At 73.6% G+C, this 26,371-nt stretch carries 31 protein-coding genes; 7 read left to right on the plus strand and 24 right to left on the minus strand.

What is annotated here, in order from left to right:
• Positions 1 to 8: 8 nt before the first annotated feature.
• The 12 genes from hypF to BS83_RS14085 form a co-directional block, all read right to left on the minus strand.
• On the minus strand, positions 9 to 2,366 hold the full coding sequence (gene hypF, locus BS83_RS14035) for a carbamoyltransferase HypF (RefSeq protein ID WP_037604225.1): 2,358 nt from the start codon (positions 2,364 to 2,366) through the stop codon (positions 9 to 11).
• 7 nt (positions 2,367 to 2,373) lie between these two features.
• Positions 2,374 to 3,198, minus strand: a complete 825-nt coding sequence (gene hypB / locus BS83_RS14040) for a hydrogenase nickel incorporation protein HypB (RefSeq protein WP_037604226.1) — start codon at positions 3,196 to 3,198, stop codon at positions 2,374 to 2,376.
• A 6-nt stretch (positions 3,199 to 3,204) separates the two neighbouring features.
• Entirely contained in the window at positions 3,205 to 3,594 is a 390-nt protein-coding gene (locus BS83_RS14045) for a hydrogenase maturation nickel metallochaperone HypA/HybF (protein ID WP_037604227.1), read from the minus strand.
• Between the two features lie 138 nt (positions 3,595 to 3,732).
• Positions 3,733 to 3,834 carry a DUF6893 family small protein gene (locus tag BS83_RS48895; RefSeq protein WP_408640998.1) on the minus strand — a complete coding sequence of 34 codons (102 nt, stop codon included), beginning with the start codon at positions 3,832 to 3,834 and terminating at the stop codon, positions 3,733 to 3,735.
• Between the two features lie 81 nt (positions 3,835 to 3,915).
• Positions 3,916 to 4,464 carry a hydrogenase maturation protease gene (locus tag BS83_RS14050; protein ID WP_037604228.1) on the minus strand — a complete coding sequence of 183 codons (549 nt, stop codon included), beginning with the start codon at positions 4,462 to 4,464 and terminating at the stop codon, positions 3,916 to 3,918.
• On the minus strand, positions 4,461 to 5,888 hold the full coding sequence (locus tag BS83_RS14055; protein ID WP_037604229.1) for a hypothetical protein: 1,428 nt from the start codon (positions 5,886 to 5,888) through the stop codon (positions 4,461 to 4,463). Before BS83_RS14055 ends, BS83_RS14050 begins: the two co-directional genes overlap by 4 nt.
• Positions 5,885 to 6,571, minus strand: coding sequence for a DUF6084 family protein (locus tag BS83_RS14060; protein ID WP_232248294.1), 687 nt, complete (start codon positions 6,569 to 6,571; stop codon positions 5,885 to 5,887). The genes BS83_RS14055 and BS83_RS14060 overlap by 4 nt, the downstream gene beginning before the upstream one ends.
• Positions 6,568 to 7,227 carry a DUF5947 family protein gene (locus tag BS83_RS14065; protein ID WP_037604230.1) on the minus strand — a complete coding sequence of 220 codons (660 nt, stop codon included), beginning with the start codon at positions 7,225 to 7,227 and terminating at the stop codon, positions 6,568 to 6,570. The genes BS83_RS14060 and BS83_RS14065 overlap by 4 nt, the downstream gene beginning before the upstream one ends.
• On the minus strand, positions 7,224 to 7,778 hold the full coding sequence (locus BS83_RS14070) for a hypothetical protein (protein ID WP_037604231.1): 555 nt from the start codon (positions 7,776 to 7,778) through the stop codon (positions 7,224 to 7,226). The genes BS83_RS14065 and BS83_RS14070 overlap by 4 nt, the downstream gene beginning before the upstream one ends.
• Positions 7,775 to 9,535, minus strand: coding sequence for a nickel-dependent hydrogenase large subunit (locus tag BS83_RS14075; protein WP_037604232.1), 1,761 nt, complete (start codon positions 9,533 to 9,535; stop codon positions 7,775 to 7,777). The genes BS83_RS14070 and BS83_RS14075 overlap by 4 nt, the downstream gene beginning before the upstream one ends.
• Positions 9,536 to 9,613: 78 nt before the next feature.
• Positions 9,614 to 10,690: an NADH-quinone oxidoreductase subunit B family protein gene (locus BS83_RS14080; protein ID WP_037604233.1), complete on the minus strand. Its 1,077-nt coding sequence runs from the start codon at positions 10,688 to 10,690 to the stop codon at positions 9,614 to 9,616.
• Between the two features lie 99 nt (positions 10,691 to 10,789).
• Positions 10,790 to 12,532, minus strand: a complete 1,743-nt coding sequence (locus BS83_RS14085) for a hydrogenase maturation protein (protein WP_037604234.1) — start codon at positions 12,530 to 12,532, stop codon at positions 10,790 to 10,792.
• Positions 12,533 to 12,820: 288 nt separating this feature from the next.
• On the opposite strand from BS83_RS14085, the gene BS83_RS43910 reads away from it, so the two are divergent.
• The gene (locus BS83_RS43910; protein ID WP_232248295.1) at positions 12,821 to 13,225 is read left to right on the plus strand and encodes a cupredoxin domain-containing protein; all 405 of its coding nucleotides are present in this window, start codon (positions 12,821 to 12,823) and stop codon (positions 13,223 to 13,225) included.
• A gap of 27 nt (positions 13,226 to 13,252) precedes the next feature.
• Here BS83_RS43910 and BS83_RS14095 read toward each other — a convergent pair whose 3' ends face one another.
• The 4 genes from BS83_RS14095 to BS83_RS14110 all read right to left on the minus strand — a co-directional run bounded on the left by BS83_RS14095 (position 13,253) and on the right by BS83_RS14110 (position 16,054).
• Positions 13,253 to 13,654 (minus strand): lipopolysaccharide assembly protein LapA domain-containing protein, encoded by a 402-nt coding sequence (locus BS83_RS14095; RefSeq protein WP_063774161.1) that lies wholly within the window; start codon positions 13,652 to 13,654, stop codon positions 13,253 to 13,255.
• Positions 13,655 to 13,682: 28 nt separating this feature from the next.
• On the minus strand, positions 13,683 to 14,078 hold the full coding sequence (locus tag BS83_RS14100) for a hypothetical protein (RefSeq protein WP_051943032.1): 396 nt from the start codon (positions 14,076 to 14,078) through the stop codon (positions 13,683 to 13,685).
• A gap of 111 nt (positions 14,079 to 14,189) precedes the next feature.
• Positions 14,190 to 15,584: a DUF4331 domain-containing protein gene (locus BS83_RS14105; RefSeq protein ID WP_037604235.1), complete on the minus strand. Its 1,395-nt coding sequence runs from the start codon at positions 15,582 to 15,584 to the stop codon at positions 14,190 to 14,192.
• 140 nt (positions 15,585 to 15,724) lie between these two features.
• Complete coding sequence (locus BS83_RS14110) at positions 15,725 to 16,054, minus strand: hypothetical protein (protein ID WP_037604236.1); 330 nt, start codon at positions 16,052 to 16,054, stop codon at positions 15,725 to 15,727.
• A 489-nt stretch (positions 16,055 to 16,543) separates the two neighbouring features.
• On the opposite strand from BS83_RS14110, the gene BS83_RS14115 reads away from it, so the two are divergent.
• Complete coding sequence (locus BS83_RS14115) at positions 16,544 to 17,005, plus strand: SRPBCC family protein (protein ID WP_232248297.1); 462 nt, start codon at positions 16,544 to 16,546, stop codon at positions 17,003 to 17,005.
• Positions 17,006 to 17,063: 58 nt separating this feature from the next.
• Here the strand turns inward: BS83_RS14115 and BS83_RS14120 are convergent, their stop codons facing one another.
• Positions 17,064 to 17,705, minus strand: coding sequence for a fasciclin domain-containing protein (locus BS83_RS14120; RefSeq protein ID WP_037608912.1), 642 nt, complete (start codon positions 17,703 to 17,705; stop codon positions 17,064 to 17,066).
• A 68-nt stretch (positions 17,706 to 17,773) separates the two neighbouring features.
• Positions 17,774 to 19,357 carry a molybdopterin-dependent oxidoreductase gene (locus BS83_RS14125; RefSeq protein WP_232248299.1) on the minus strand — a complete coding sequence of 528 codons (1,584 nt, stop codon included), beginning with the start codon at positions 19,355 to 19,357 and terminating at the stop codon, positions 17,774 to 17,776.
• Between the two features lie 132 nt (positions 19,358 to 19,489).
• On the opposite strand from BS83_RS14125, the gene BS83_RS41810 reads away from it, so the two are divergent.
• The 3 genes from BS83_RS41810 (at position 19,490) to BS83_RS14140 (ending at position 20,827) form a co-directional block, all read left to right on the plus strand.
• The gene (locus tag BS83_RS41810) at positions 19,490 to 19,906 is read left to right on the plus strand and encodes an SsgA family sporulation/cell division regulator (protein WP_051943033.1); all 417 of its coding nucleotides are present in this window, start codon (positions 19,490 to 19,492) and stop codon (positions 19,904 to 19,906) included.
• A 240-nt stretch (positions 19,907 to 20,146) separates the two neighbouring features.
• Positions 20,147 to 20,404, plus strand: coding sequence for a dihydrofolate reductase family protein (locus BS83_RS14135; RefSeq protein WP_051943034.1), 258 nt, complete (start codon positions 20,147 to 20,149; stop codon positions 20,402 to 20,404).
• A 123-nt stretch (positions 20,405 to 20,527) separates the two neighbouring features.
• Positions 20,528 to 20,827: a WhiB family transcriptional regulator gene (locus BS83_RS14140; protein ID WP_037608916.1), complete on the plus strand. Its 300-nt coding sequence runs from the start codon at positions 20,528 to 20,530 to the stop codon at positions 20,825 to 20,827.
• Between the two features lie 246 nt (positions 20,828 to 21,073).
• Here the strand turns inward: BS83_RS14140 and BS83_RS14145 are convergent, their stop codons facing one another.
• The 4 genes from BS83_RS14145 to BS83_RS14160 all read right to left on the minus strand — a co-directional run bounded on the left by BS83_RS14145 (position 21,074) and on the right by BS83_RS14160 (position 22,838).
• Positions 21,074 to 21,295 (minus strand): hypothetical protein, encoded by a 222-nt coding sequence (locus BS83_RS14145; RefSeq protein WP_037604239.1) that lies wholly within the window; start codon positions 21,293 to 21,295, stop codon positions 21,074 to 21,076.
• Between the two features lie 65 nt (positions 21,296 to 21,360).
• Positions 21,361 to 21,654: a hypothetical protein gene (locus BS83_RS14150; protein ID WP_051943035.1), complete on the minus strand. Its 294-nt coding sequence runs from the start codon at positions 21,652 to 21,654 to the stop codon at positions 21,361 to 21,363.
• 32 nt (positions 21,655 to 21,686) lie between these two features.
• On the minus strand, positions 21,687 to 21,917 hold the full coding sequence (locus BS83_RS14155) for a hypothetical protein (protein ID WP_037604240.1): 231 nt from the start codon (positions 21,915 to 21,917) through the stop codon (positions 21,687 to 21,689).
• 93 nt (positions 21,918 to 22,010) lie between these two features.
• Positions 22,011 to 22,838, minus strand: coding sequence for an alpha/beta fold hydrolase (locus BS83_RS14160; RefSeq protein WP_051943036.1), 828 nt, complete (start codon positions 22,836 to 22,838; stop codon positions 22,011 to 22,013).
• A gap of 267 nt (positions 22,839 to 23,105) precedes the next feature.
• Here BS83_RS14160 and BS83_RS14165 point away from each other — a divergent pair, with 267 nt between their 5' ends.
• On the plus strand, positions 23,106 to 23,807 hold the full coding sequence (locus BS83_RS14165) for an alpha/beta fold hydrolase (protein ID WP_037604242.1): 702 nt from the start codon (positions 23,106 to 23,108) through the stop codon (positions 23,805 to 23,807).
• 9 nt (positions 23,808 to 23,816) lie between these two features.
• Here BS83_RS14165 and BS83_RS14170 read toward each other — a convergent pair whose 3' ends face one another.
• Positions 23,817 to 24,551, minus strand: coding sequence for a GAF and ANTAR domain-containing protein (locus BS83_RS14170; protein WP_037604243.1), 735 nt, complete (start codon positions 24,549 to 24,551; stop codon positions 23,817 to 23,819).
• A gap of 45 nt (positions 24,552 to 24,596) precedes the next feature.
• On the minus strand, positions 24,597 to 25,283 hold the full coding sequence (locus BS83_RS14175) for a GAF and ANTAR domain-containing protein (protein ID WP_157597176.1): 687 nt from the start codon (positions 25,281 to 25,283) through the stop codon (positions 24,597 to 24,599).
• Positions 25,284 to 25,912: 629 nt separating this feature from the next.
• On the opposite strand from BS83_RS14175, the gene BS83_RS14180 reads away from it, so the two are divergent.
• Positions 25,913 to 26,353, plus strand: a complete 441-nt coding sequence (locus BS83_RS14180; RefSeq protein ID WP_198035234.1) for an ATP-binding protein — start codon at positions 25,913 to 25,915, stop codon at positions 26,351 to 26,353.
• The last annotated feature ends 18 nt before the right edge of the window (positions 26,354 to 26,371 follow it).

Here is a 26,371-nt window from a genome sequence, read left to right on the forward strand (position 1 = left end):
AGCGCTGATCAGGTTCGGGCGGTCACGGCCAGCTGGCCGAGGGCCAGTCCGCCGTCGTTGGGAGGTACCAGGCGGTGCCGCAGCACGGCGAAGCCGTCCTCGCGCAGGCCGGCCAGAGCGGCCGTCAGCAGGAGCGTGTTGGCGAACACGCCGCCACTGAGCGCGACCGTGCCGACGCCGGTGCTCTCGCGCAGCCGGCCGCAGACCTCCCGGACCGCGTCGGCGAGGCCGGCGTGGAAGCGGGCCGCGACCAGCCGCACGGGGACGCCCGCCCCGAGGTCGGCGACGACGGCCCGCAGCACCGGCGCGGCGTCGACGCGCAGTGGCGCGTCGCCCGGCCGGTCGAGGGCGAACGCGTAGGGCTCGGGCACCGGGCCGTCCCAGAGCCGGGCGGCCGCCTCCAGTTCGACGGCGGCCTGCGCCTCGTAGCGCGCTTCCTGGCACACCCCGGCCAGCGCGGACACCGCGTCGAAGAGGCGTCCCGCGCTGGAGGTGGGCACGCAGTTCAGGTCGCGCTCCAACTGCCGTGCCAGCAGCCTGCGCTCGTCCTCGGGGCAGGCCTCGACGCAGGGCAGTCCCGGCGTCCACGGCAGTCCGGCCGCGTACAGGTGGGCCAGCGCCATCCGGTAGGGGCGGTGCACGGCGGCGTCGCCGCCGGGCAGCGGGACCTGGGCGAGGTGGGCGAGGCGGCGGAAGCCGTCGTAGTCGGCGAGCAGGAACTCCCCGCCCCACACGGTGGCGTCGTCGCCGTAGCCGGTTCCGTCGAAGGCGACGCCCAGGACCGGGCCGGTTCCGTTCCAGCCGTTCTCGGCGAGGACGGCGGCGACATGGGCGTGGTGGTGCTGGACCCCGTGCAGGGGGCGGCCCTCGGCGTTGCGCCGGGCCCAGCCGCCGGAGCGGTAGCCGGGGTGGCGGTCGACGGCCAGCCGTTGCGGCGTCACACCGCTGATCGACTCCAGTTGCCGCTCCGCGCGCTCGAAGGCGGTGAGGGTGGCGAGGTCGTCCATGTCGCCGATGTGCGCGGAGAGCCAGGCCTGCCGGTCGCGGCCGAGGCAGAAGGCGTTCTTCAGGTCCCCGCCGACGGCCAGCGTCGGCGCGACGGAGAAGGGCAGGGCGACCGGGAACGGCGCGTAGCCGCGCGAACGGCGCAGCAGCAGTTCCTCACCGTCGACGACGCGGACCACGGAGTCGTCGCAGGGCACGTGGATGGGACGGTCGTGGGTGAGCCAGGCGTCGGCCAGCGGGGCGAGCCTGACCAGCGCGTCGGTCTCGTCGGTGACGATCGGCTCGCCGCCCAGGTTGCCGCTGGTCATCACCAGCAGACGCGGTCCAGGGGCGTCGCCGGGCAGGCCGAGCAGCAGGTGGTGCACCGGAGTGTAGGGCAGCATCACGCCCAGGTCCGGGCTGCCGGGCGCGACCGCGTCTGCCACCCCGGCGCGGGCGCGCGGCCCCGCGTCCCCGCGGCGGCGCAGCAGCACGATCGGCCGCCGCGCGCCGGTGAGCAGCGCCCGCTCCTCGGCGTCCAGGTGCACCAGCTCGGCGACCGCGTCGGTGTCGGCCGCCATCAGTGCGAAGGGCTTGTCGCCGCGCGCCTTGCGGGTGCGCAGCAGACTGACGGCCCGTTCGTTGGCCGCGTCGCAGGCCAGGTGGTAGCCGCCCAGGCCCTTGACGGCGACGATCGCTCCCTGGGCCAGCAGCCGCCGGGTGGCGACGACGGGGTCCCCGGGCCGCTCCACCGGGCCGCCGGACGCGGCGACCAGCAGCCGCAGCCGCGGACCGCAGTCGTGACAGGCCACGGGCTGGGCGTGGAAGCGGCGGTCGGCAGGATCGGCGTACTCCCGTGCGCACTGCGGGCACATCGGGAATCCCGCCATCGTGGTGTTGACCCGGTCGTAGGGCAGGCCGGTGACGATGGTGAACCGCGGTCCACAGTGCGTGCAGGTGACGAAGGGGTGCCGGTAGCGGCGGTCGCCCGGGTCGCACAACTCGGCCAGGCAGGCGTCGCAGGTCGCGGTGTCGGGCGACACGAGGGTGCGGCGCTCGCCTCCCGCGCGTGAGGCCCTGATCGTGAACACCGCGTCGCCGCACGCGGCGACGGGCGCGTGGCGTACCGACTGCACGACCGCGAGCGGCGGCGCCTCGGGGGCCAGCCTGGCGCAGAACGCGGCGACGTCCGCGCCGGCGCCCTCGACCTCGGCGACGACGCCCTCGGCCGTGTTGGTGACGTACCCGGTCAGCCGCAGTTCGTTGGCCAGGCCGAAGACGTAGGGCCGGAAGCCGACGCCCTGCACCACGCCCTCGACGGTGACGCGGCGGCGCTCGACCGGGAGTCGCTGCGCGACGGAGGCGGTGGTCGGGGCGGTCACGACGGCCTCAGTGGGCGTGCTCGTGCGGGTGGGCGGCTCCGTGGCCGGGCCCCTGGCCGGGGCCGTGGGTGTGCGGGGCGGCCGGACCCTGGTCGTGGGAGCGGGCCTGGCCGTGGGAGTGCGCGTGGCCGTGGGACTGCGGCGCGGTCGCCATCACCGGGCGGTGCGCCGGGCCGCCGCGCTCGTGGGCCGCGAGCGCCCGGTCGAGGAGCGCGCCGACGCCCTGCCCCCGCCGGGCCGAGGTGAAGACGACCTCGACGCCCGGGTTGACCCGGCGCACGTTGGCCAGGAACGCCTCGCCGTCGAAGTCGACCGCCTCGGCGATGTCGAACTTGGTCACCAGCACCAGGTGCGCGAGGCCGAAGGCGCTGGGGTACTTCAGCGGCTTGTCCTCCCCCTCGGTGACCGAGGCGAGGGCCACCCGCAGCGTCTCGCCGAGGTCGTAGGAGGCCGGGCAGACCAGGTTGCCGACGTTCTCGACGAAGAGCAGCCGGGTGTCGGCGGGCAGCCAGCCGTCCAGGTGGGCGCCGAGCATGTCGGCCTCCAGATGGCACAGGCCGTCGGTGAGCACCTGCTTCACCGGGGCCCCCGAGCGGGCGAGGCGGACCGCGTCGTTCTCGGTGGCCAGGTCCGCGGTCAGCGCGGCGACGGGGACGCCCCGCTCGCCCGCCAGCCGCAGTTCCGCCTCCAGCAGCGCGGTCTTGCCGCTGCCGGGGCTGGAGAGGAGGTTGACGACGGTCGTGCCGCGGGCGGCGAGGTCGGCGCGCAGCTCGTCCGCGCTCCGGTCGTTCTTGGCGAGCACCGCCTGCTGCAGTTCGGTCACACGGCACACAGGGCGTCAGTCCTCCTTCGGTGGGGCCGTGGACGCCGGTTCGGACCAGCACACCTCGGCGATCTCCAGTTCCCGGCCGGCGACCAGTTCGCTCGCGGCGCCGCCGCAACGGGGGCAGCACAGGTCGGGCGGCAGTCCGGTGGCCCACTCGTCGGCGCACGGGGCGCACCGGGCACGGCCGGGCACGTGCCGGGTCGTCAGTTCGGCGCCGGCCAGCAGGGTGTCGGCGCAGGCGAGCTCGAAGCAGAAGCGCAGGGAGTCCGGCACCACTCCGGCGAGTTCGCCGACCCTGAGGGTGATGCTGCGGGCCGTGGGCGCGGCACCGTCGCCGCCTGCCGCACGCGCCGCCGTCTCGACCTGGCCGACGACGGCCAGGGCGATCGACATCTCGTGCATCGCGCTCTCCTGACGCCGCGGCCGGGCGGGCCCGTTGCCGGGCCCCGCTTCGCGGCCCGTCCATTACATGGCGACGGGCGGGGCCTTCGGCCCCGCCACGCCGTCGGGGACCGTCCGAGGTCCACCGTTCGGATGCGCTCACATGGAGCGCATGCGCAGGTACCGCTTGATGTCGGGCAGGTTGGCGGCCACCAGGCCGGCCACCGCGAGCAGCGAAGCGCCGCAGAGAAACTTGAACATGTGCACCTCCTCGGTCGTCCGTGGGGTCGGTGGGAAGGGTCAGCCGTGAGGGTCAGCCGTGAGGGGCGGCGTGGCGGCCGGTCAGCCGGGGGTCACCGTGGCGGGATCCGGGGCGAGCAGGCGCAGCACGACGTCGACGGCCTCGTCGAGGGAGGCCGTCACCGGGGCGCTGAGCCCGATCCCCTCCTCCACCGTGGCCGGTTCGCAGCCGACGACCACGACGCGGCGCGGCCGGGCCGCGCCGGTTCCGGCGCTGAGTGTGCCGAGCAGTGCGAGCACCGCGTCGGGCGTCATCCGGTGCCCGTCGATGACGACCGATTCGGGGACCACGGCGTCGGCCTGGTCGATCAGGTAGACCGTGCCGGGGAGTCCGCCCTGGGCGGTGGCGTCGAGCAGCACCACCGTGTCGTAGCCCTCCAGGAGTTGGTAGGCGAGGTGGACTCCGCGCACACCGATGTCCACGACCTCCACGCCGGGCGGCAGCCGCCGGGCGGTGAGCCGCCGGGCCGCCTCGACGCCGAAGCCGTCGTCGCCGAGGAAGATGTTGCCGAGCCCGGCGACGAGCGTGCGCCCCGAAGCCCGCCTCGGAGCCCGCCCCGGAGCGTGTCCGGAGAACCCGTGCCGGGTCATCGCTCGACCACCGCCGCCACCTCGTCGGGCTGGAAGTAGAGGAACCGGCCCTGCTGCCGGCGCAGGTCCGCGCCCGGGTCGTCGTCCAGGGTGACGGCGAGGTGGATCAACCCGTCGACGTCGTGCAGCACGGCTTCCACCCGGGCGAAGGCGTCCTGGAGGAAGAGGTCCTGGGCGTCGCTGCGCCGCCTGCCCGGGCGCAGCCGTACCCGGCTGCCCGCGCGGACGGGAGTGCCGTCCACCACCACGTGGTCGCTGCCGGGATCGACGCTGCGGTCCGCGGCCGGGTCCCACCAGGGCAGTTGCGGGGTCATCAGGTCCTCCAGCGCGGCGCTCTCCTCGCCCGGGGTGACCAGGACCGGCGGTCCCTCGGTCACCTCGCGCATCGAGCGGACGGCGCCGTGCAGGCGTTCCCAGATCTCCGGTGGCAGCGAGTCCGCCAGGTCCACCACGGCGGCGGCGCGGTCGTCCGTGCCGCGGGCCTCGCGCTTCTCCTGGTCGGTCAGCGCAGCGGTGCGCAGGGCCAGGATCTCGTCGATCTCGGTGGCGTCGTAGAGCGTCCCGCAGCTCTCCGGGGCGATCCGCGGGTGGTCCTCCAGGATGATGGGCGAGGAGAGCACCACGTCGGCGCCGCCGTCCGCCCCGGCCAGCACCGGCCAGGTCCGCTCGTTGCGGCACTCGGCCACGGCTGCGCCCGCCCATTCGGGCGGGTCGGTCATCGACACGAACGACCCGTCGGTCAGGCCCAGCAGCAGGTGCGCGGAGAGCAGGGCGTGCGGCAGCGCCGCCTCCCTGTCGCCGGCCCGGCCGACGCCCGGGCTCCACGCCCCGGTGTTCTCCACGACGGCGCGCAGCCGCACCACCCGGTAGGGGCCGGGCAGTTCCTCCGCCGAGAGGCGCAGCACCCCGTCGACCTGCTCGCGTCGGCGCACCAGGCGGCCGACGACGCGTCCCTCCTCGTCGCGCACCTCCTCGGTCTCCTCGGCGGCGGGGCGGTGGAAGGGAAGGGAAAGCGGTTCTGCGCTCTCGCACAGGTCGGCGATCGGCACCCGGAAGTCCGCCGTCTGCTCGACGCCCTCGTCCCAGGGGACCAGGACCCGGTCGGCGAGCTCCAGCCGCTCCACCGTCCGGTGCGAGCGGTCCGGGCCGACGCGCTGCACGGTGCGCCGTTGCGCGTGCAGGAACCGCACCTGGGCGACCAGTTCGGCTCCTGCACGGGGTTCGGCCAGGCACTCGGTGCGGTGCCAGGCGTGCTCGCCGACGTCCAGACCGTAGCCGGGCGGCACCAGCACCCCGAACTGCCAGCGCATCCGGTTCTTGGCGGAGGAGGCGCGGTAGGGGTAGAGCACGTAGCCCTCGTAGAGCACCGCGTCCGCGACCTCGCGCGCGGTGTCGAAGCAGGGGCGGGCGGCGGTGGTGGTCACGTGGGACTCCCCTCGGTGGTCAGCAGGCGTGCGGCCGGCACGGCGTCCGCCGCGTCCGCGTGCGCGAGCAACTGTTCGACGGTGGCCTCCCAGGACGGCAGGCCGTGCCGGGAGCGGTAGCCGCGCAGGGCGTCCAGCACGTCGCGGGGCAGCCGCAGCCAGCCGCAGCCGGGGAAGTGCTGGTCGATCATCTCCCGCCAGACGGCCACCGGCATGCGGCAGACCGCCTCCTTGTGCCAGGGCACGGGCTCGACCTGGAAGCCGCCGGGCCCGCGGAAGGCGGTGCCGGAGAAGAGCAGCAGCAACGGCACCTCGCCGTCGGCGAGGGCCTCGAAGTAGCGGGTCGCGGCGATGTCGGTGTCGTAGCTGCACGGCACCGGCAGGTCGACCTCGGTGCTGCCGTCGAACCCGGGGACCACCATCGAGACCTGGGCGAACTGCATCGGGTTGAGGCTGCGGCCCCACCGCTCGCGCCCGCCGAACAGGTCCCCGAGTGCCTCGGCCTCCGCGTCGTCGTAGCGGCGCCGGGCCGGCTCGACGCGCAACTGGCAGCGCAGCGCGATCGCGTGGACCCGGCGGTCCTCGCCGTCGGCGGTGATCCTGATCCGGAACACCAGGGTGGGTCCGACGGCGTAGGGCTCGGCGCGGACGCCGACGCAGGCGAAGTCCAGGCCGCCGCTCACCGCTCGGCCTCCGCGTCGTGGCGCAGCGCGCGGGACTGCCGGGCCACCTCGGCGAAGAAGGCGTCGAGTTCGGCGTGCGCCTCGGCGCCGCCGTCGAAGCCCTGCCAGAACACGCGCATCCGGCCGACGAGTTCGTAGGCGGCGTCGACGGGGACGAGATGGCAGTCGCGGTGTCCCTCGGTCCGGCGCACCAGCAGCACCTCGACGTCGGGGAGCAGCTCGGCGGCGAGCGGGGTCGCGGCGGTGAACCGGTCCCAGACGGCAGGTTCGATCTCGCTCTCGGTCACCCCCGCGGGGCCGGGGAAGCAGGCGACGACCTGATCGAGGGCCGAGTTGCGCAGCAGGAACGCGACGCCGATGGGGATCCGCAGCAGCGCCCAGGCGTCCTCGTCCAGGGGGCGGGCTGGGTCGTGGAGGTAGCGGCGCGGCACGGCGCGGTAGCGGACGCCGCCCGCGCCCTCGCGGTCGAACAGGGCCGCGCAGGGCGGGCAGGCGCAGGCCAGCGCCCGGCGTTCGACGTCGACCAGGTGCCGGTGCTCGGGGGCGACCGGTGTCGCGCACATCTCGCACCGCTCGACGGCGGGCGGGCGCGGCGCGGTGAAGCGCCGCAGCCCGCCGCGAGCGGTGGCGGGAGCCGGCGGGAGGCCCGCGCTCATCGGGCCTCCGAGGCGGCGGCGGGACGCCGGCCGATCTGCAGCAGTGCCGGTTCGCGCGGGGCCTGCTCGGTGACGATCTCGACGGTGGTGATCTCCGGCGCGAAGCAGGACAGCGACGCCTCGATCCGGTCGCCCAGTGTGGCGTTGGTACTGGGGCAGCCGCAGCCGTGTGCTGCATCAGCAGTCTGGCGCAGCGTCAGCCTGGCGTCGGCCGCGTCGAGTTCCGCGATCTCCAGCGCGCCGGCGTCGGCCGCGCGCAGGGCGCGGCCGACGCGGGCGGCCAGGTCGTCGGGGTGCAGGTCGTGCAGGACCAGCAGGCCCGCGGTGACCTCGTCGGCCAGCAGCGCGTCCAGCGGCGCGCCGGAGCGTCCCGACAGCAGGCCGACCGCGCGGGCCAGGCCCGCGCCGTAGAACTCCATCAGGGCGCGGACCAGTTCCTCGGCCGTCGCGGCGGCGGCCGGGTCCTGCGCCGCCAGCCGGTCCAGCAGCTCCTCGACGCGGGCGGCCGTCTGCTGCGGGGACGGCGCGGACTGCGTGGCGGCGGCCGTCATCCGGCCAGGCCGCTCAGGCCGGTCGGGACGTGCATCTTCTCCACGGTCTTCCCGTTGCCCACGTACATGTGCACGCCGCAGGGCAGGCACGGGTCGAAGCTGCGGACCGCGCGCATGATGTCGATGCCCTTGAAGTTGTCCGGCGGGTTCTCCTCGAAGATCGGGGTGTTCTGCACCGCGTCCTCGTAGGGTCCGGGCGTGCCGTAGCTGTCGCGCACGGAGGCGTTCCACGGCGTCGGCGGGTAGGGGTGGTAGTTGGCGATCTTGCCGTCGCGGATCACCATGTGGTGCGAGAGCACGCCGCGGACGGCCTCGGTGAAGCCGCAGCCGATTGACTCGTCAGGCACCTCGAACTTCTCCCAGGTCTGGGTGCGTCCGGCGCGGATCTCCGCGAGCGCCTTCTCGGCGCTGTGCAGCGCCACGCCGGCGGCGTAGGCCTGGAAGTAGGTGCGGGCCCGGTTGCGTTCCAGCGCGTTGCTCCACTGCGGGATCTTCCACTCGAAGGTGGTCTCCGGCTTGGTGAGCGTCTTGGGCAGGTTGATGACCACGCTGTGGCCGGTGGCCTTGACGTAGCCGATGTCGACCAGGCCCGACAGCGCGGTGGACCACAGGCGGGCGATGGGGCCGCCGCCGGTGTCGAGCGCGAGGTGGTCGGTGCCGTCGAACCAGCGCGGGGACATGACCCAGCTGTACTTGTCGTCGAAGTTCCGCTTCTGCGGGGCCGGGATGGTGTGCTGGTTCCACGGGTGACGCGGGTCGACCGGGTTGCCGAGGGGGTCGTGGGTGACGAACTGCTCCTGCCCCTCCCAGTCCTGGTAGTAGGAGCTGCCCAGCAGGATCCTGATGCCGAGGTTGATCTGCGTCAGGTCGTTGGTGACCAGCTTGCCGTCGACCACCACGCCGGGGGTGACGAACATCCGCCGGCCCCAGTCGGTCATGTTGCGGTAGGTGAAGTCGCAGTACTCGGGGTCGTTGAGCGCGCCCCAGCAGCCGAGCAGCACGCGGCGGCGGCCGACCTCCTCGTAGCCGGGCAGCGCCTCGTAGAAGAAGTCGAAGAGGTCGTCGTGGAGCGGCACGACGCGCTTCATGAACTCCACGTAGCGCATCAGCCGGCTCATGTAGTCGGTCATCAGCTGGACCGAGGCCACCGTGCCGACGCCGCCGGGGTAGAGGGTGGAGGGGTGCACGTGGCGCCCCTCCATCAGGCAGAACATCTCCCGGGTGTAGCGGGAGACCTGGAGCGCCTCGCGGTAGAACTCGCCCTCCAGCGGGTTGAGCGAGCGCATGATGTCGGCGATGGTGCGGTAGCCGTGGTCGCCGGCGTGCGGGGCCTCCGTGCGCTCGGCCAGCTCCAGCACGCCGGGGTTGGTCTCGCGGACCATCTTCTCGCAGTAGTCCACCCCGACCAGGTTCTCCTGGAAGATGTTGTGGTCGAACATGTACTCGGCCGACTCGCCGAGGTTGATCAGCCACTCCCCCAGGTGCGGCGGCTTCACGCCGTACGCCATGTTCTGCGCGTACACCGAACAGGTGGCGTGGTTGTCGCCGCAGATACCGCAGATGCGGCTGGTGATGAAGTGCGCGTCACGCGGGTCCTTGCCGCGCATGAACACGCTGTAGCCGCGGAAGACGGACGAGGTGCTGTAGCACTCGGCGACCCGCTTCTGCTTGAAGTCGATCTTCGTGTGAATGCCCAGACTTCCGACGATCCGGGTGATCGGATCCCAGGACATCTCCAGCAGTCCGTCTGCCGCCATGGTGGGGTGCGCTCTTTTCCTCGTCGATGCGATGACGCTCGGTCGGTTCTGTTCGGTGTCGGGTGTCGGCCGCGCCGACTACCAGGGCTTGCGGTAACCGGTGGTCAGTTGGTCGCCCCGGTGACGCCACTTGGGCTCCTGGTCGACCGTCTTCATGGTCACGGCGCGCAGTCTGCGGATGGCCGCGCCGTAGATGCCGCTGGCGGTCGAGGAGATCTTGCCGCCGGGAGGCTCGTCCATGAACGGCATGAACTTGTCCGGGAAGCCCGGCATGGTGCAGGCGATGCAGATGCCGCCGACGTTCGGGCAGCCGCCGACGCCGTCCATCCAGCCGCGCTTGGGCACGTTGCAGTGCACGACCGGACCCCAGCAGCCCAGCTTCACCAGGCACTTGGGCGAGTCGTAGGTGGTGGCGAAGTCGCCCTGCTCGTAGTACCCGGCCCGGTCGCAGCCCTCGTGGACAGTCGCGCCGAACAGCCAGGTGGGCCGGAGCTTGTCGTCCAGCGGGATCATCGGGGCCGCCCCGGTGGCCTGGTAGAGCAGGTAGGTCAGGGTCTCGGCGAAGTTGTCCGGCTGGATCGGGCAGCCGGGGACGCAGACGATCGGGATCCCCGCCTTGGACGTCCAGTTCCAGCCCAGGTAGTCGGGAACGCCCATGGCTCCGGTGGGGTTGCCCTCCATGGCGTGGATGCCGCCGTAGGTGGCGCAGGTGCCGATGGCCACGACCGCCAGCGCCTTGGGCGCCAGCCGGTCCAGCCACTCGCTGGTGGTGATCGGCTGTCCGGTGGCCGGGTCGTCGCCGAAGCCGCACCAGTAGCCCTCGGGCTTGATCGCCTCGTTGGGGATGGAACCCTCGACCACCAGCACGAACGGTTCCAGTTCGCCGCGGTCCGCCTTGAAGAACCACTCGATGAACGTGTCCGCGCCCTGGACCGGGCCGCACTCGAAGTCGATCAGAGGCCAGTGGACCGCGATCTTCGGCAGTCCTGGCAGCGCGCTGAGCGCGATCTCCTCGATGCTCGGCTGGGTGGCCGCGGTCAGCGAGACGGAGTCCCCGTCACAACTGAGTCCGGCGTTGATCCAGAGGATGTGGATCGGGGCCTCGTCCTCGGCCCCCGGGCCCGCCGTGGCGGTGGAAGTCTGCGCATCCGACATGGATGCCTCCAAAGGGAAGATTGCTGAGGAGCCGGACAAACGGCGTCCTGTCTCCTGGATAGCCTGCGCCGCGCCGGTGCGCGCGCTGACGTGGCGCCGTCAGGGTGAGGGGGACGCCGCCGACCGGTGGTACGCCCGCAGGTGCTCCGGGGTCTCCGCGAGCCTTTCCTTGCCCACGAACGCCCGGCGCAGGGCGTGGTACGGGTGCTCCGGGTCGAAGAAGACGGCGTGCATGCGGCGCAGCTCCTCCTCGCGGTAGGCGTGCAGCGGCTTCTCCGCCTCTCGGCGCTCCAGATCGGCCTTCTTCCTGGCCGTCTGCGCCTGCACGCCGGAGCCTGCGGCCAGCCGCTGGGCCGACCGGATGACGGATCCGGCGAAGTCCTCCGGCGGGCAGTCGACGATGCGGTCCACCAGTCCGAGGTCCAGGCCGCGCCCGGCGCCGACCGGCAGGGCGGCCGCCATCATCCGTTCGGCCTCCGCCGCGCCCACCCGGGCGGGCAGCGAGTAGGTCCAGTACTCGGAGCCGTACAGACCCATCAGGCGGTAGTGCGGGTTCAGCACCACCCCGCGGCGGCACCAGACCTCGTCGGCGGCCTGCGCCAGCATCACCCCGCCCGCGGCCGCGTTGCCGCCGAGGGCCGCGACCACCAGCCGGTCGGTGGTCCTGAGCACGGCCTCGACGACGTCGTCGACGGCGTTGATGTTCGCCCAGGACTCCGCCGCCGGGTCGGGGGCCGACTCGATGACGTTCAGATGGATGCCGTTGCTGAAGAAGTCCCGCGCGCTGCCCAGCACCAGGACGGAGGTGGGACGGCGGCACGCCTCCCGGTAGGCGTCCAGCAGCCGGCGGCAGTGATGGGTGCTCATGGCGCCGCCGGGAAAGGCGAACCAGAGCAGCCCGACCGGACCCACCTCCTGGTAGCGGATGTCCGACCAGGTCCGCCGGTCCGGGGAGAGCTCCAGCTCGACGGGCGACTCGGGCAGCGGCGGGAGCCCCCCGTGCCGCCCCCGGCCCGCGACGGCCAGCGCCAGCGAGGCCGGCAGGGCGAAGCCGGGCGGCCCGCCGGGACGGCGCCGGGCGCGCAGCTGCGGGATCCACACCGCGCCGTCCACGGTCGCCCGGCAGACCGCGCCGGCCCGGGTCGCCAGGAGCTCGCCGGGCACCCCGCGCAGCCGGTCCTCCTCGTGACCGCCGTGCAGGAACCACTCCACGCCGTCGATCTCGTCGAGCACGCCGGGCTGCGAGTCGGCCGCCCGCAGCCGCCGCAGGACCTCCGCTGTCGTGTCCCGGCTCCAGTCGATGCGGCGTTCCTCCTGCCGCAGCAGCGGACGCGTCGACACCCGCTCCCGCACCTCCGGCTCGCGCTGCGACAGCGGGGTGAAGGCGCCGGAGGCGAAACGCTCGACGGCCTGCAGCACGGCCGTCACCGCGGCGTCGGCCACCTCGCCCCGGTACAGGTCGCTCTTGCCGCGCGGCGGCAGCGCGCAGGGGACGGTCGCCCAGACCGGCCCGGCGTCCATCTCGGCCTCGGCCTGCAGCACGGTGACGCCCCACTCGGCGCGCCCCTCCTGCACGGCCCGGTCGAGCGAGGAGGGCCCCCGGTCGCCGAGCGGCCCGGGATGGACGACGAGGCAGGTGACGGAGGACCAGACATCCTCGGGAATCGCGGACTTCAGCATGGGCGCGATCACGAGATCCGGTTTCAGCCGGACCAGGGCCGCCCGCAGGGCGGCGTCACCCGCCGACAGCTCCACGGCCACGGCGTGCGCCTGGTCCCGCAGGGCCGCGAACACGCGCTGGGTGAGGCTGTTGAATCCGGATGCCAGCAGCAGGATCTCCACGGGGACCTCCTCGGCACGCGAGACCGGTCGGTCCGGACGCGCGCCTTCGCCACGACCCACCCTGGCCCTGTGTCGCCCACACCTCCGGACGACGCACCGTCGAATCACCCGAACGCCGGGACATCCCTTGTCGTTGAGACGTCAAGCACAGCGGAACGACCCGCCGCTCCCCCGGGGCGTGGTACCCGAAAGGGTGAAGCGAGGAACGCAGGCGGGGCGGACCCGCGGCTGCGACGGGATCCTGGACCAGACCCCGCGCCCGTGCCCCGTGCCCGTCGAAAGGCGACGATGATGATCCGTAGGCGATTCCGCCCGGCGGCGGTGCTGACCGCAGCCCTGCTGGCCGTGACCGTGGGCGGGTGCTCCAGCAGCGGGCACACCGGGAACGCGGTCGGCGCGCCCGCGTCCACCCCGGCCGCGCCCGGCGCGACGGCGTCCGGGCAGACGCAGATCGTGATCGCGAACTTCGCCTTCCAGCCGGTCGGGCTCACCGTGTCGCCCGGCGAGCGGATCACCGTCGTCAACCACGACTCGACGGCGCACACCGTCACAGCGAGCAGCGGCCACGCCTTCGACACCGGCCAGGTCGCCCCCGGGGCGAGCGCCACGTTCACCGCCCCCACCACCCCGGGCGCCTACCCCTACATCTGCACGATCCACCCGTTCATGCACGGCACCCTGACCGTCCGCTGACGCCGCCGGTGGGCCGGGCGTGCCGGCTCAGCCGGTCGTGTCGTCCGAGGGGTCCTTGCCGAGGTCGGGTTCCGCCGGGGGCCGGACCGGCTCGGGGGTGAGCTCGGATCCGGGCGCGGGCGCGACCGGGGCTGCTGCTTTGCGGGCGGCCCGGCGCAGTTGGACGATGCGCGCGGTGCCGGGGATCGCGACGAAGAGGACGCCGCAGGCCGCGGCAAGCAGCAGCGCGACGCCGAGCGGGAGATGGCCGTGCGCGCCGAGGAAGGACACGCTCACGCGCTGGCTGTTCTGCGCGATGAAGATCAGCAGCAGGATCAGCACCACGGCGGCGACGATGCTGGTGACCCAGGCCGCGCTGACCCGGGTGCGCCGCACGTGCCGACGGTGGTCCTGCGGGGGTGCGTCCTGGGGGCGTGTGGTGGGTTCCATGCTTCCTCCGTTCGGGTCCTCGCGGCGTCTACCCGCTGTGGCGAGCGGCATCCGGCGCAGGAGGCCCCGCGGGTTCACCCCCTGACCAGCGGTAATCACTGACCTCCCCGTCCGCCACGACGATGCCGCCGTGCGGGCTGTCGTCGCGGTCCCACACCGTGTAGCGGCCCGCGGGAAGAGGGGTGATCACGGCGGCGTACAGGGTGCGGCCGGGCAGGTGGCGGGGGCGGACCGCGGCATGCGTGCGGCGGTCGGGCTGCTCCACGGGGCTGACGTGGATCTCCAGGCCGTCCTCGGCGGCCGTGGTGTGGACGACCAGCGCACCGGTTCCCGCGCCGATGTCCAGGACCACACTGCCCTGGCGGGAGGGCGCGGGCAGGGGCGGGTGGGCGTGGTGGTGCTCGTGGACGACGGACTGGGTCATGAACGGCTCCGTTCGGGGCGGGAGCTCCGGCGCCCCCGTGCGGGAGGCACGTCCGCTGCCGAGGGCACCGGAGCGACAGGGTCCGGCAGGCGTGCCGGAGGCGGTGACGGATCAGGAGGCGGGGTGGTGGTACCCGTCGTACGGCACGCCGAGGAACGGGAAGGCCTTCAGGTACGGGTTCCCCGGAGCGGTGTCGGTGAGCCCGTCCGTCACCAGGCCCGCGGCGGCGTCGGGGACGAAGGTCTTGTCGATCAGCGGGTAGGTCACCCCCGCGATGGCGCGCAGCTCGACGGTGACGACGTCGTCGAAGACCCGGCGCCCGTTGGGGAATCCGGCCAGGTCGTTGCCGAGCAGACCGAGGATGTTGGGGTGGGCGGCCGGCGGGATGGCGACGTTGAGGCGCAGCATGTCGGCCTCGGTGGTCCCGGTGAAGTTCTGGAAACCGCCGATGACGCCCTTGGGAATGCCGGTCAGCAGGATCGCGAGCAGGTCCGCGCGCGGCTTGCCGGACTTGTCCAGGGCCGCCAGGTGCGGGAAGACCCCCGGGTAGAGCACCGGCAGCAGTCCGGCGAGTTCGGGCTTGGCGACGTAGGAGGCGAACTTCTTGTCGTCCGCCGGGGGCAGCGCGTTCCATTCGTCCTTGCGCGCCATCGGCACCAGGACCTCGTTGAACAACGGGTTGCCAAGTCGCGAGACCTGCACGAACGGCCCGGACTCGGAGTCCTTGCCACGGCCGGGCTCGATCACGCGGGCGGCCCGCCGGCTCGCGCTGGTCCACACCCCGATCACCGCGCGCGGGTCGTTCACGTCCTTGCCGTTCCAGCAGCCGCGGGTCAGCTCGTCGATCGGCACCTGGAGCGCCAGGCTGTGGACGTTGAGTTCCTTGGTGGCGTTCACTCCCGGCGCGTTGCTGAACCCCTGCTGCTTGGCGAAGACCTGGAGCGACTGGAACGGACGCAGGTTGCCCAGATCGAAGATGGAGCCGAGGTCGACGTAGAAGCCCTCGGCGCGCTGCCCGGCGAAGACCTTCCGGCGTCCGCCGAGCTGGTGCACGGCGGCATGGGCCAGGGCGGGGTAGTCCGGAGTGGACAGCGGGCCGATGTTGCACGGCGGGCACAGCAGGTCCTTGCCGAGCACCGTGGTACGGCCGCCCGCCTCGACGCGGGTGAGCGTGTAGGTCTGGAAGCGGTTCCAGTTCGGAGAGGTCAGCGAGGTGATCGGGCCGGTGTTGTACAGGAACGTCTCGTGGTTGCGCAGGTGGGTGCTGAAGCGGAACTGGTAGGTGACGTCGGCTCGGCCGTCGCCGTCGTTGTCGATGTGGATCTCGTAGAGCACGTCGTCGCCGAACTCGTAGAAGTTCGGGCCGCCCGCAGGACTCTGCAGCGGGATGTAGTTGGCGATCAGGGTGACCGTGCCGTGTGCGTCGGGGCTGACGAACGCGTAGAGGTCGGTGCTGTCGGCGACCGGGTCCTTGGAGATCTCGGGGGCTTCGCGGTGGGAGGACATGGGGGAACCTCGCAAACGGTGTTCTGAGGGCGGTTCGGGTGGTTCGGGCGGTCCGGATGGGGTCGGTCGGGATCGGTCCGGCCGGGGCCGTTCGGGGGCGGCCCCGGCCGACACCTCCCGGGGTGCGGGACCCCGGAGCGTCAGCGGGCCGCGCGCAGCAGCTCGGCGACGAGCCTCTGGTCGCGCACGCGGTGGTGGCGGTGGCCGTGGAAGATGTCGAGCTCTCCGGTGCGGGCGTCGACCACCCGCACCATGAACGGCTCGCCCGATCGGTCGGGCGTCTCGGGCACGGTGTGCTCGGGCGTCGCCGTTCCCCTCCCCGCGGCCGCGGCGGTGCCCGCCAGGCCGGTGTTGAGGGCCAGGCCTGCGGCGACCGTGGCCGCGCCGGCCGCCGTGGCGTGCTTCATCAGGCCGCGTCGGGAGAGCGGGGACCCGGTGTCGGACCGGGGGCTGTCGAGGGTTTCGGGCATGGGCGGTCCTCCAAGGACGCGAGGTGGGATGCCGCGATCACCGGGCTCCGCGCCGACCCGCCGGCACGTGGACGGCCGCTCCCCGACGGGGAAGGCCTGAGCAGGGCGGGAAGTGGGTCCGGACGAGACGGCGACGGTCGAGCGCAGTCAAGCCCGTGGCGTGACAGCCAGTCAAGCACCGTATACGGAGCGCAATGGCTGCCCGCCGTGAACCGCCCACGGGAAACCGCAGGTCACAGCCGCGCTCCGGGGCCGATCGGGTGAAGTTGCGGTACACGGCGTCCGCCGACCCGTCCACGTCGCGACCGGCGCCGAAGCCTCCATGACGGTCCTTCGCCGGCCGGGCGTCCCGCCTCGGCCGGACACTTCGGCCTGCCCGCGCGCGGCTACTCGGCGCGCCGCTCCGCCGAAAGGCGGCCCTGCGGGCACCAACCCCTACGCTGATCGACGAAGTCCTGGCCCCGCACGACCTTCGACCGTAATCCCCCGATGGTGAGGCTGATGGCCGTCTTCCTGCTGACCCGCACCACCCGGCTCGGCCCTGACGCCTGCTGGGCACGGCTGACCGACTGGCCGCGTCACGGAGCCGGGGTCCCGTTCACCACCGTGTCGGCGAGCGGGGGCACCGGGCGGTCGGTGGGCGACGTGGTCCTCGCGCGCACGGCCGCCGGCCCGCTCGGCTTCGACGACCCCATGGAGATCGTCGCCTTCACCCCACCGCGCGCGGGGAGGGACGGACTCTGCCGGCTGGAGAAGCGCGGCCGTGTCGTCCACGGCTGGGCGGAGCTGCGGGTGGTGGTCCGGGCGGACGACGAGGAGTCCTGTGACGCGGTCTGGGTGGAGGACATCCGGATCCGGGGCCTTCCTGCGGCCTTCGACCCGATCACGGCGCGGATCGCCAGGCTCGTCTTCGGCCGGGCCCTGGACAGGGTGCTGAGCACCCGTCACTGACACTGCTCCGCTCCCCGCCACGGCGGGGAGCGGAGCAGCTCTCGACGACGTTCGGAGGTCAGGACTTGGGCATCAGCACCGTGTCGACGATGTAGACGGTCGCGTTCGAGGTCTGCACGTCGCCGCAGACGACCATCGAGTTGCCGTTCACGGTGAACTGCTCACCCGAGCCGGTGACGGTCAGGGTGCCGCCCTCCAGCGTCTTGTGGGTTCCCGCGAGCTGGCTGGGGCTGAGCCTGCTGGGGACGACGTGATACGTGAGGATCTTGGTCAGCTCGGCCTTGTTGTTGAGCACGGAGTCGAGGGTGGCCTTGGGGATCTTCGCGAAGGCGGCGTTGGTGGGGGCGAAGACGGTGATGTCCTTGGCCGAGTTGAGCGTGTCGGCCAGCCCCGCCTTCTCCACCGCGGTCACCAGGGTGGACAGCGCCGGATTGTGCGACGCCGCGGTGGCCACCGGGTCCTGGGCCATACCGGCGAAGCTGCCGGCGCCGCTGGCGGGCACGGCCGCGCAGCCCGCGCCGAAAGGAGCAGCCATCGCGGATCCGGAGCCGCCGCCCGAGGTCGCCGGCATGCTGCTGGAGCTCGCCGGCGCGCCTACCGAGTTGCTGGTGGAACCGCTGCTGCAGGCGGAGACGGTCACGGCCAGCAGACCGGCCGCCGCCGCGGCGACCAGTGCGGTGCTCTTGGAGGTCGCAGTCATCAGGATCACTTCCTTGCCTTGTACGGATGAGGGTGTGTCGGTCAGTCAGTCGGTCGGGGGTGAGTGGGTCAGGTCACGGTGACGACCGAGCTGTGCCAGCCGGTCGCTCCGGAGGGGAAGGGCGGGGTGCGGTTCTGCGGCTGGACGGCGCCGGTTCCGTCGGTGGCCCGGACTTCGAGCGTGTGCGGTCCAGGCGCGGTGGCGTTCCAGTCCCAACTCCACTGCCGCCACAGGTCGGGGCCGACCGCGGTGGCGAGCCGCGCCGGCTGCCAGGGGCCGCCGTCGACGCGCACCTCGACCGCGTCGACGCCCCGGTGCGTGGCCCAGGCGGTCCCGGCGACGGTCACCCGGCCGGCCGGCACGTGGGCGAAGGGGGCCGGGACCTCGATCCGCGAGGCGGTCCTGACCAGTCCGGTGCGGTCCCAGCCGCGGCGCACCCAGTACGGGTCGAACCGCGCGAAGGTGGTGACCTGGAGGTCGACCAGCCACTTGGTCGCGGAGGTGTAGCCGAAGAGACCGGGCACCAGCGAGCGGCAGGGGAATCCGTGCGCGACCGGCAGCGGTTCGCCGTTCATCGCGACCGCCAGCATCGCGTCGCGGCCGTCCAGGACCAGGCCGATCGGGCTGCCGATGGTCATGCCGTCGGCGGACCGCCCGACCAGCTGCTCCGCGCCCCGCTGGACGCCGGCCTCGCGCAGCAGGGCGGGCAGGGACGCGCCGAGCCAGCGGGCCGTGCCCACGTACGGGCCGCCCACCTCGTTGGAGACGCAGGACAGGGTGTAGTCGAGCTCGTGCAGCGGACGCCTGAGCAGGTCGTCGAAGGACAGCTCCAACGGGTGGTCCACCATCCCGTGGATCCGCAGCGTCCAGTCCGACGGTGCCACCTGAGGCAGGGTCAGGGCCGTGTCCACCCGGTAGAAGTCCGCGTCGGAGGTCACGAAGGAGCTCAGCCCCGGCACGTCCGGGTGCGCGGAGGCCGGCACCGGGGGCGAGGGGTGGACGGGAGCGGGCAGCCGCAGCGCGGCGCGGGCCCCGGCCACGTCGTAGCGGGCCGCCGTCAGAGCGCGCGCGGCGGTCTCGGCGACCGCCGCGCCCGCGGCGGTGGCCGCCAGCGCCACGAGGAACCCGCGCCGCCCCAGACCGGTCCGCGCCGTCGGCACGGACGCGTTCTCTCCCGCCTCTCCAGCTTCTCCCGCTGCTCCCGCTTGTCCCACGGCCGGGATCGGTCGCGGCTCGGCCGCCCTGACCAGGAGCACGAGCGTTCCCGCGCCGCAGAGTCCGGCGAGGGCCGAGGGCAGCAGCGCGGCGTCCCGCGAGGCCGCGGCCCACAGGCCGAGCCCCGCGAACAGCGCGAACACCGCGACGCCCGCCCACAGTCTGCGCAGCGCGAGCAGGCCCGCCAGCGCCGCCAGGACGACCATCGTCGCGTAGATCCCGGACAGCAGCACGGTCTTGTCGTGCGTGCCGAAGTGCTGGACGGCCCAGTCCTTGAGCGGTGTCGGCGTCAGGTCGATCGCCGCCGACCCGACCGCGATCACCGGCGCGCTCGAGGGGCCCGTGAAGCCGGCGACGAGGTCGCCGACGGTGAGCGCCACGGCGGCCGACCCGAGGCCGATCGCCGCTCCCGTCACAGCGGTTCGCACTTTGCTCACGACCCTGATTCGGTCCTGTGCGCCGGGCGGATGGGTGGCCGCCGAGTGCTCGGGGAAGCTTCACCCGTCCGAGGGAGCCTGCGGCGACGAATACCAGGTGGACGCGATCGGCGAGGAGAGCGGGCGATAGCCGTGCGGAACAGGAATGCGATTCTGCGGTGCGAACTGACGGCCGTGCTGGTCACCGGACAGTGCCGCCCGGCCCGCCTGGATCTGCGCCACGACCCCGCCGAGGGCTACGGTCTCGTGCTGCGCATCCGGGCCGGGCTGGACGACGACCCCGCCTCCCTGCCGCCCATCTGGAGGCTCTCGCGCGACCTGCTCGACGCGGGCCTCACCGTCCCGACCGGGACGGGCGACGTGCGGGTGCGGCCGCTCTCCGAGGACTGGACCCTGGTCGAACTCGTCCGGCCGCGCGTGACGGCGATCCTGGTCGTCGGCACGGCCGACCTGCGCGGCTTCCTGGCGGAGACCTACCGGATCACCCCGCGCGGAGCGGAGCAGTGCGCCGTCGACTGGGACGAGGAACTGCGCGCCCTCGACGGCTGACCCACCCCGCGGGAACACGCTGAGGAGCGATCATTTCCCGCCGCGCGCGGTGTCCGTACCAGGATGAGGGAACCGTGTCGGTGGGAAGGGTGGATGTGGTGACGGCTGACCTGATCTCGAGAGCGCGGGCGGGCGACGGGGAGGCGTTCCGGGCGCTGACCGAGCCGCACCGCCGCGAACTGCACGTGCACTGCTCCCGGATGCCGGGCTGGTGCAGGACGCGGAGGACGCGCCGGCGACGTGCCGGCCGAGGTGGCGAAGCTGCAGCAGCGGCTGGACGGGGAGATCCTCGTCTACGCCGGCTACACGCTCGTGCGCACCCTGATCGAGCACGACCTGGCGGACGAGCTGCGGCTGGTCGTCTTCCCCGTCGTCCTGGGCAGCGGGCAGCGCCTGTTCGGCGGAACCACCGACAGGAAGCCGCTCCGCCGGCTCGGCACCCGGACCTTCGGCGAGGGTCTCGCCTTCGTCCGCTACGAGGTCGTCCGGCCCTCCTGACCGGACGCCGCACCGGCGCGGCGGTTTACCCGCGGCCAGGCCGGTCAGACGCAAGGGTGTCCGAACCGACAGAGCCGCCCCGCGCTGCGGGCGGTCGCACGCGGTGAAGGAGGGCTGGTGTCGATGGGACACCACAAGCCGGGACTTCCGGGCGCGGTGGGCTGGGTCTGGTCGTGGCAGGACAGGGCCGCCTGTGTCGGGCTCGACGCCCCGCTCTTCTCCCATCCGGCCGGGGAGCACGGCCTGAGCTGGCAGGCGCGCGAGGACGCCGCGAAACGGGTCTGCGCCGGCTGCCCGGTACTGGAGCCCTGCCGGGCGTATGCGCTGGCCTCCCGCGAGCCCTACGGGGTGTGGGGAGGTCTGAGCGCGGTCGAACGCCGCGTGCTCCTGCGCGCACGCCGGCAGACGGCCCAGGCGGCCTGACACCGAGCCCCACGACTACGTCGCCACTCGCCCGGACGTGATCAGCCCGCTTCTCTTGGCCGTCACCGCGCCGGTCCGCCGCGTGGCGCTGCTGCGCCGAGCGGCGGACCGGGGCGTGGCGCGTACTGGTCGACGGCCTCCACAGGCACAGGAGCTGGGTCCTCCGTCGCCGGGAACGGCGTCAGCGTCTCGCCGCTTCCCGGGCCCCGCGGTCTCGACCGTCGTGCTGCCCGTCCTGTTCCGGTGTCACGGGCTTTCGGCCGCCTCCGACACCGCCTCGATGCAGTCGACGTCGATGCGGTCGGCCAGGCCCTCCAGCAGGGTCTGCAGGGCGAGCGCGGTACGCGGGTCCGTCTCCGGGCCCGACCAGGTCGACACGTCCACGGCGACCTTGCGCAGCACGGTCGTCAGGGTCGTCGCGGGCACCAGGACCTCGCCGTCCACCAGGCAGACCAGTTCGATCGTCACTCGGGACACGGTCACCACTTCCTCCGGTCGGCGCCCGCGAGGCGGACGCGTTCCCCACGGGGCGATTACCCGCTCCGGAGGCGGGCACACGACGGGATCGCGGCGCCGGGCCCGGCCGGCTTCGGCTCGGGCTGGGGTTCCGGCGTGGGCTCCGACGGCTTCGGCGGCCGGGCCGGCTCCACGGGCTCGGGCCCGCCGGGCCGGGGCGGCTCGGGGTCGGGGTAGGGCAACGGGGCGGGGTCCGGGCCGGGCGCCGGCACCGGGCGGTCCGGATCGGGCGGCAGCGGGACCGGCGGATCGGACGGCCAGGGGACGGGAATCACGTCGGGGTCCGGCGGCGCCGGGATGGTCGCGGTCATGGTCGTTCCTCCTTCGTCGGAACCGGGCCGGCTCACGACTCGTCGGCCAGGGCCGACGCGATCGCGATGCAGTCGAGGTCGATCTGGTCGGCCACCTTGCGCAGCAGCGTGCGCACCGCCGCGACGGTGTTCGCGTCCGCGCCCTGCTCGGGCCAGCAGGCAAGCTGTTCCTCGATCTCGCGCAGCAGCTGCGGGACGATCGCCGACGGGACCAGCACGGCGCCGTCGCCGCGCCACATCAGGGGGATCCGCACGCTGGTCACAGCCTCCACCTCCTTCGTTCCTCCCCCGCCTCCCGCGCGCGGCTACCCCGATCGCGCCGGAACTACCACCGCCGGCCCGAACCGGCTCGGGCGTCAGCCCCGGCGGAGCGCGTCGACGAGGGCGGCGAAGGCGTCCCGCACGCCGCCGGGGTTATCGATCCAGGGGAAGTGACCCGCTCCCGCGACGCTGTGACGCAGGATCCGGCGGCCGGTGAGGCCCTCGGTCCGCTGCCACAGGCTCTGGTCCACCACATGGTCCTCGGCGCCGCCGACGATCAGCGCGGGAAGGTCGGAGGGCAGCCAGGACGCGCGGTAGTCGGCGTCGAAATGCGCGTCCGCCCAGGCGACGGCCTCCTGGCAGTACGGCAGTCCCTCCAGCAGCGCGCGGCCGCGCGTTAGACCGGCGGGGGTGAAGTTCCAGGGCGCGGCTTCCAACGTCAGCTCGCGCAGGGTTCGGTCGTCCGGTGCTGCCGCGTACCGCTCGGCCGCGGCGTCCACGCCCGGCAACGGGTGGGCGGCCGCCCAGCACTCGAAGCGCGGACGCCAGCCCGCGTGGGGGGCGCTGCTGATCAGCGCCAGCCCGGCGAGACGCTCCGCGAGTTCGGGGACGGAGAGCAGGAACATCCCTCCGGTGGAGTGCCCGACGGCCACCACGTGCTCCAGCCCGTCCAGCGCCTCGACCAGCGCCTGCGGCCACCGCAGGAACGGCCCGGGCGGCACCGCCGGAACGCCCCGGTTGGAGCCGTCCCCCGGCAGGTCGACCAGCCAGACCGTGCCGGGCAGCGCGCACGCCTCCACCAGCCCCGCCAGCGACTCGGACCCCAGGCCAGGCCCCCCGGGCACCAGCAACCAGTTCCACCGCCCCGGGCTCTCGGCGGCGCGCCGCAGCCGGACCCCCGAGGGCGTCCACCGTTCCTCCACCACGACCTCCGCGGACTCCCGCGACGACTTTCCGCACCGACGGTAGGCGACGGGATCGACGGCGGGCGACCGGGCACGCGGTCGGCGCTCAGGCAAGCGGCAGGCGGTCAGGCGGTCAGGCGGTCAGGCGAGTGTTCCCTCCGCGTCCGGGTCGGCTCGGTCGGCGCGTCCGCCCGGGCGGCGTCCCGCCCTCTGTCGGTGGGGCCCGGTAGCGTCGGAGGGAGCGTCAAGAACACGCGGGCAGCACCACGGAGACGGAGGAGCACGATGGCCACCTTCACGCTCGTTCCCGGTGCCGACGGCCGGGCCTGGTTCTGGCACAGGCTCGTGCCGGAGCTGCAGGCCCGGGGGCACGACGCCGTCACGATGGACCTCCCGAGCGACGACTCCGCCGGTCTGGAGGAGTTCGTGGGGGCCGTCGCCGCCGCCGTCGGGCAGCACGGCGGGCTCGCGGGGCCGCTGGTGCTGGTGGCGCAGTCGCTGGCGGGCTTCTCCGCTCCGCTCATGTGCGGGCGGCTGCCGGTGCCCGTCGCGGAGCTGGTGCTGCTCAACGCGATGGTTCCGGCGCCCGGCGAGACCGCGGGCGACTGGTGGGAGAACACCGGCCAGGCCGAGGCCAGGTCCGCGTACGCGCTGGCCACCGGACGCGGCGCCGATCCGGAGTTCGACCTGCGGGCCGACTTCTTCCACGACGTCCCGGCCGAGGTGACCGAGGAGGCGCTCGCCGCCGGCGGCAATCCCCCGCCCGCCGCGCTGTTCGCCCAGCCGTGGCCGTTGACGCGCTGGCCGGAGGTCCCGACCCGGTTCCTCCAGGGCCGGGAGGACCGGTTCTTCCCCCTGGAGTTCCAGCGCCTGGTCGTCCGTGACCGGCTGGGCCTGGAGGTAGAGGAGATCCCCGGCGGTCACCTGGCGGCCCTCAGCCGCCCCGCGGAGCTGGCGGACCGTCTGGTGCGCACGGAGCCCGTCTGACCCGGGCCGTCAGCGCGGTTCGGTCGGCCGGGTGACCAGCACGTCCTCGGTGCCGACGTCGCCGCGCACCACGGCGCGGGCCAGCCGGGTGATGCCCTGCCCGGTCCGGGCCGCGTGGGCGCGGAGGGCCGTCAGCGCCTGCGCGACGGTCAGCCCGCCGTCCTCCGCGAGCATGCCCTTGGCCTGCTCGATCGCCGAGCGGGCCGCCAGCGCTTGGGTGATGTGGAGGGCCGGGCTCTCCTCGGCGTGCGAGTGCTGGATGATCGCGACCATCGCCAGGTCCGCGAAGGCCTGCGCGGTGGGCAGCCGCTCCTCCGCGCACTCGGCCCCGTCGTGGCCGAAGATGTTGAGCGCGCCGACCGTGCGCCCGTAGAAGCGCAGCGGCATCGCGCGGACCGCGAGGTACCCGGACTCCGCCGCCGCCTCGGCGAACCTGGGCCAGCGGTCGCGCGCCCCGATCAGGTCCACGGCCACGACCGGGTGACCGAGCCGCACGCAGTCCACGCACGGCCCCTCGTTGATCTGCACCTGCAGCCGTTCCAGCCGCCTGACCCTGTCGTCGGAGTAGGCGATGTCCCGCAGTTTGCCGTGCCCGTCCTCGATCACGATGCCCGCACCGGCGGCGCCGCAGGCGTCGACGCAGCAGCCGAGCACGCGTTCCAGCGTCTCGGCGAGATCGAAGGCTCCGACCAGGGTCTCCGCCAGCTCGGCGAAGGCCTGGTTCAGCTCCTCGGGACGGCCCACACCCACCTCCCTAGTCGTTTCCAACGCTACCCCTCTTCCTGGCGGTCATGGCCTGAAGCCCACCCGCCGACTCAGCACGTCCCGCGCCAGTTCGCCGACCGTCCGGCCTTCCGCGAAGGCGCGGGCCCGCAGCGTGGAGAGCGCCACGTCGGCAGTGGCCCGCAGCTGGGCCATGACCATGCCCACGGCCTGGTCGATCTCGACGCCGTCGACCCCGGGCTCGTCCAGCCAGGCGGGCGCGGCGAGCGGGCTCCCGCTGCACATCGTCTCGAACGAGCGGGCCAGTGCCACGCTGGCCAGGTCGGCCGCGATGCGCCCGTGGGCGGTCTCGGTCTCGTCCAGCTCTCCCGGCCGGTCCCGGCACACCTCGAGGACGCCGAAGCTCACCCCGCTCAGATGCAGCGGGAAGGCGAAGACGGCACGCACCGGCAGGCCCGCGTCGGCGACCGTCACGGCCAGCGCGGGCCAGCGGTCCACGTCGGGGCCGGTCAGGTCGCCGGCCATGACGGGAACGCACCGCGCGACGGCGTCCAGGCCGGGACCCTCCCCCAACGAGAACTCCAGCCCGCCCAGCCGTTCGGTGTCGGGGTCGCTGGCGGCGAGCACGCGGTGGTGGGAGAGATGTGCCATCAGCACCAGCACGGTGCCGCGGCCCTCGAGCACCTCGTCGAGCGCGGAGCAGAGCCGACGCGGAAGGGCCGCGCCGTCCTCCCCCGCGATCGCAGTTCCCATGATCTGAACCACACGGGTCAGATCCACCAGCTGTCACCGCCTCAACGCATCGCGTGTCCGACCGGTCGAAGGAGATCTTACGATCGAGAGCCCGGTGTGCCCTTGTCCGTGTGCGCCTGACCGCGTATCGGCGCTTCAAACGCGCACCCGGTCGGATCTCCTCACGCGTGCGAGGCGAAGGGAACGACGCAGGGCGGCGAGGGTTCGGGGTGCGGCGGCGCCCTGCTCGGAGCACCGCCGCACCTCACGCCTGCGGCAGCCGGGGGGTGGAGCTGCCGCAGGGTTCCGGGTCGGGCCTCGCCGAGAAGAGGCGAGTCGAAGCGGCGAGGCCCGAACAGGCAGGCCCGGACCACCCTGGGGTCGAACCCGCGACGCCATCGTCTCCGGACTCGTGCTCGCGACCGGCGCGGCATGCCGGGGTTCACGCGTCCGACACAGGATCCCCACCTGGTCATCCAGAGCCAGTCCTGCCGCGGAATCGGTGGTCAGCGGCGGCTGCGCGCAAGCAATACCCGGAACGAAGAGCCGGTGCGGATTTCGGGCCGCCGAACGAAGGTCCCGAGGTGTGAGGGCGGCACCAAGGGGTAGCCGCGGGGTGGCTGATCCGACCACTGAGCTGGGAGTGTCCGGTGAGTGCACGGAGTACGGCGTCGACGGGACGGGCCTGCCTGTCCCGGTACGACGGGCCGCTCGGAACGGGTGAGGGCCTCCGCCACGTGCGGGAGACACTCGCCCGGTGGGGCCTGGACGCCGAGTGCGGGGAGTCGATCGACGCGGTGCTGGTCGCGGGCGAACTGCTGGCCAACGCCCATCAGCACGGCGGCGGCGCGAGCTCGGTCGAGTTGTCCTGGCACGGCAACCGGCTCCGCGTCGCCGTCAGCGACGGCAGCCCGGAGCCCCCGCGCCTGATCCGGCCCCACCGGTCGGAGCGGCCGTCCGGCCACGGCCTCTACCTGGTGGAACGCCTGACCGGACGCTGGGGCGTGGTCGCGCGGCACGCGGGCAAGACGGTCTGGGCGGAACTGCGGCTGTCGGAGCCGGACCGCGACCCGACCGGCCTGCGGTCGTAGCAGCGCGGCCCGACCGCC

The organism is Streptacidiphilus rugosus AM-16 (assembly GCF_000744655.1).
In the GTDB taxonomy this organism is placed as follows: domain Bacteria; phylum Actinomycetota; class Actinomycetes; order Streptomycetales; family Streptomycetaceae; genus Streptacidiphilus; species Streptacidiphilus rugosus.

What these genes read in the sequence shown, in the direction of transcription:
- BS83_RS14045 (WP_037604227.1), bottom strand. Translation starts at nt 3,594, where the DNA reads ATGCACGAGATGTCGATCGCCCTGGCCGTCGTCGGCCAGGTCGAGACG.
- BS83_RS48895 (WP_408640998.1), bottom strand. Translation starts at nt 3,834, where the DNA reads ATGTTCAAGTTTCTCTGCGGCGCTTCGCTGCTCGCGGTGGCCGGCCTG.
- BS83_RS14050 (WP_037604228.1), bottom strand. Translation starts at nt 4,464, where the DNA reads ATGACCCGGCACGGGTTCTCCGGACACGCTCCGGGGCGGGCTCCGAGG.
- BS83_RS14065 (WP_037604230.1), bottom strand. Translation starts at nt 7,227, where the DNA reads ATGAGCGCGGGCCTCCCGCCGGCTCCCGCCACCGCTCGCGGCGGGCTG.
- BS83_RS14070 (WP_037604231.1), bottom strand. Translation starts at nt 7,778, where the DNA reads ATGACGGCCGCCGCCACGCAGTCCGCGCCGTCCCCGCAGCAGACGGCC.
- BS83_RS14075 (WP_037604232.1), bottom strand. Translation starts at nt 9,535, where the DNA reads ATGGCGGCAGACGGACTGCTGGAGATGTCCTGGGATCCGATCACCCGG.
- BS83_RS14080 (WP_037604233.1), bottom strand. Translation starts at nt 10,690, where the DNA reads ATGTCGGATGCGCAGACTTCCACCGCCACGGCGGGCCCGGGGGCCGAG.
- BS83_RS43910 (WP_232248295.1), top strand. Translation starts at nt 12,821, where the DNA reads ATGATGATCCGTAGGCGATTCCGCCCGGCGGCGGTGCTGACCGCAGCC.
- BS83_RS14095 (WP_063774161.1), bottom strand. Translation starts at nt 13,654, where the DNA reads ATGGAACCCACCACACGCCCCCAGGACGCACCCCCGCAGGACCACCGT.
- BS83_RS14100 (WP_051943032.1), bottom strand. Translation starts at nt 14,078, where the DNA reads ATGACCCAGTCCGTCGTCCACGAGCACCACCACGCCCACCCGCCCCTG.
- BS83_RS14105 (WP_037604235.1), bottom strand. Translation starts at nt 15,584, where the DNA reads ATGTCCTCCCACCGCGAAGCCCCCGAGATCTCCAAGGACCCGGTCGCC.
- BS83_RS14110 (WP_037604236.1), bottom strand. Translation starts at nt 16,054, where the DNA reads ATGCCCGAAACCCTCGACAGCCCCCGGTCCGACACCGGGTCCCCGCTC.
- BS83_RS14115 (WP_232248297.1), top strand. Translation starts at nt 16,544, where the DNA reads ATGGTGAGGCTGATGGCCGTCTTCCTGCTGACCCGCACCACCCGGCTC.
- BS83_RS14120 (WP_037608912.1), bottom strand. Translation starts at nt 17,705, where the DNA reads ATGACTGCGACCTCCAAGAGCACCGCACTGGTCGCCGCGGCGGCGGCC.
- BS83_RS14140 (WP_037608916.1), top strand. Translation starts at nt 20,528, where the DNA reads ATGGGACACCACAAGCCGGGACTTCCGGGCGCGGTGGGCTGGGTCTGG.
- BS83_RS14150 (WP_051943035.1), bottom strand. Translation starts at nt 21,654, where the DNA reads ATGACCGCGACCATCCCGGCGCCGCCGGACCCCGACGTGATTCCCGTC.
- BS83_RS14165 (WP_037604242.1), top strand. Translation starts at nt 23,106, where the DNA reads ATGGCCACCTTCACGCTCGTTCCCGGTGCCGACGGCCGGGCCTGGTTC.
- BS83_RS14175 (WP_157597176.1), bottom strand. Translation starts at nt 25,283, where the DNA reads ATGGGAACTGCGATCGCGGGGGAGGACGGCGCGGCCCTTCCGCGTCGG.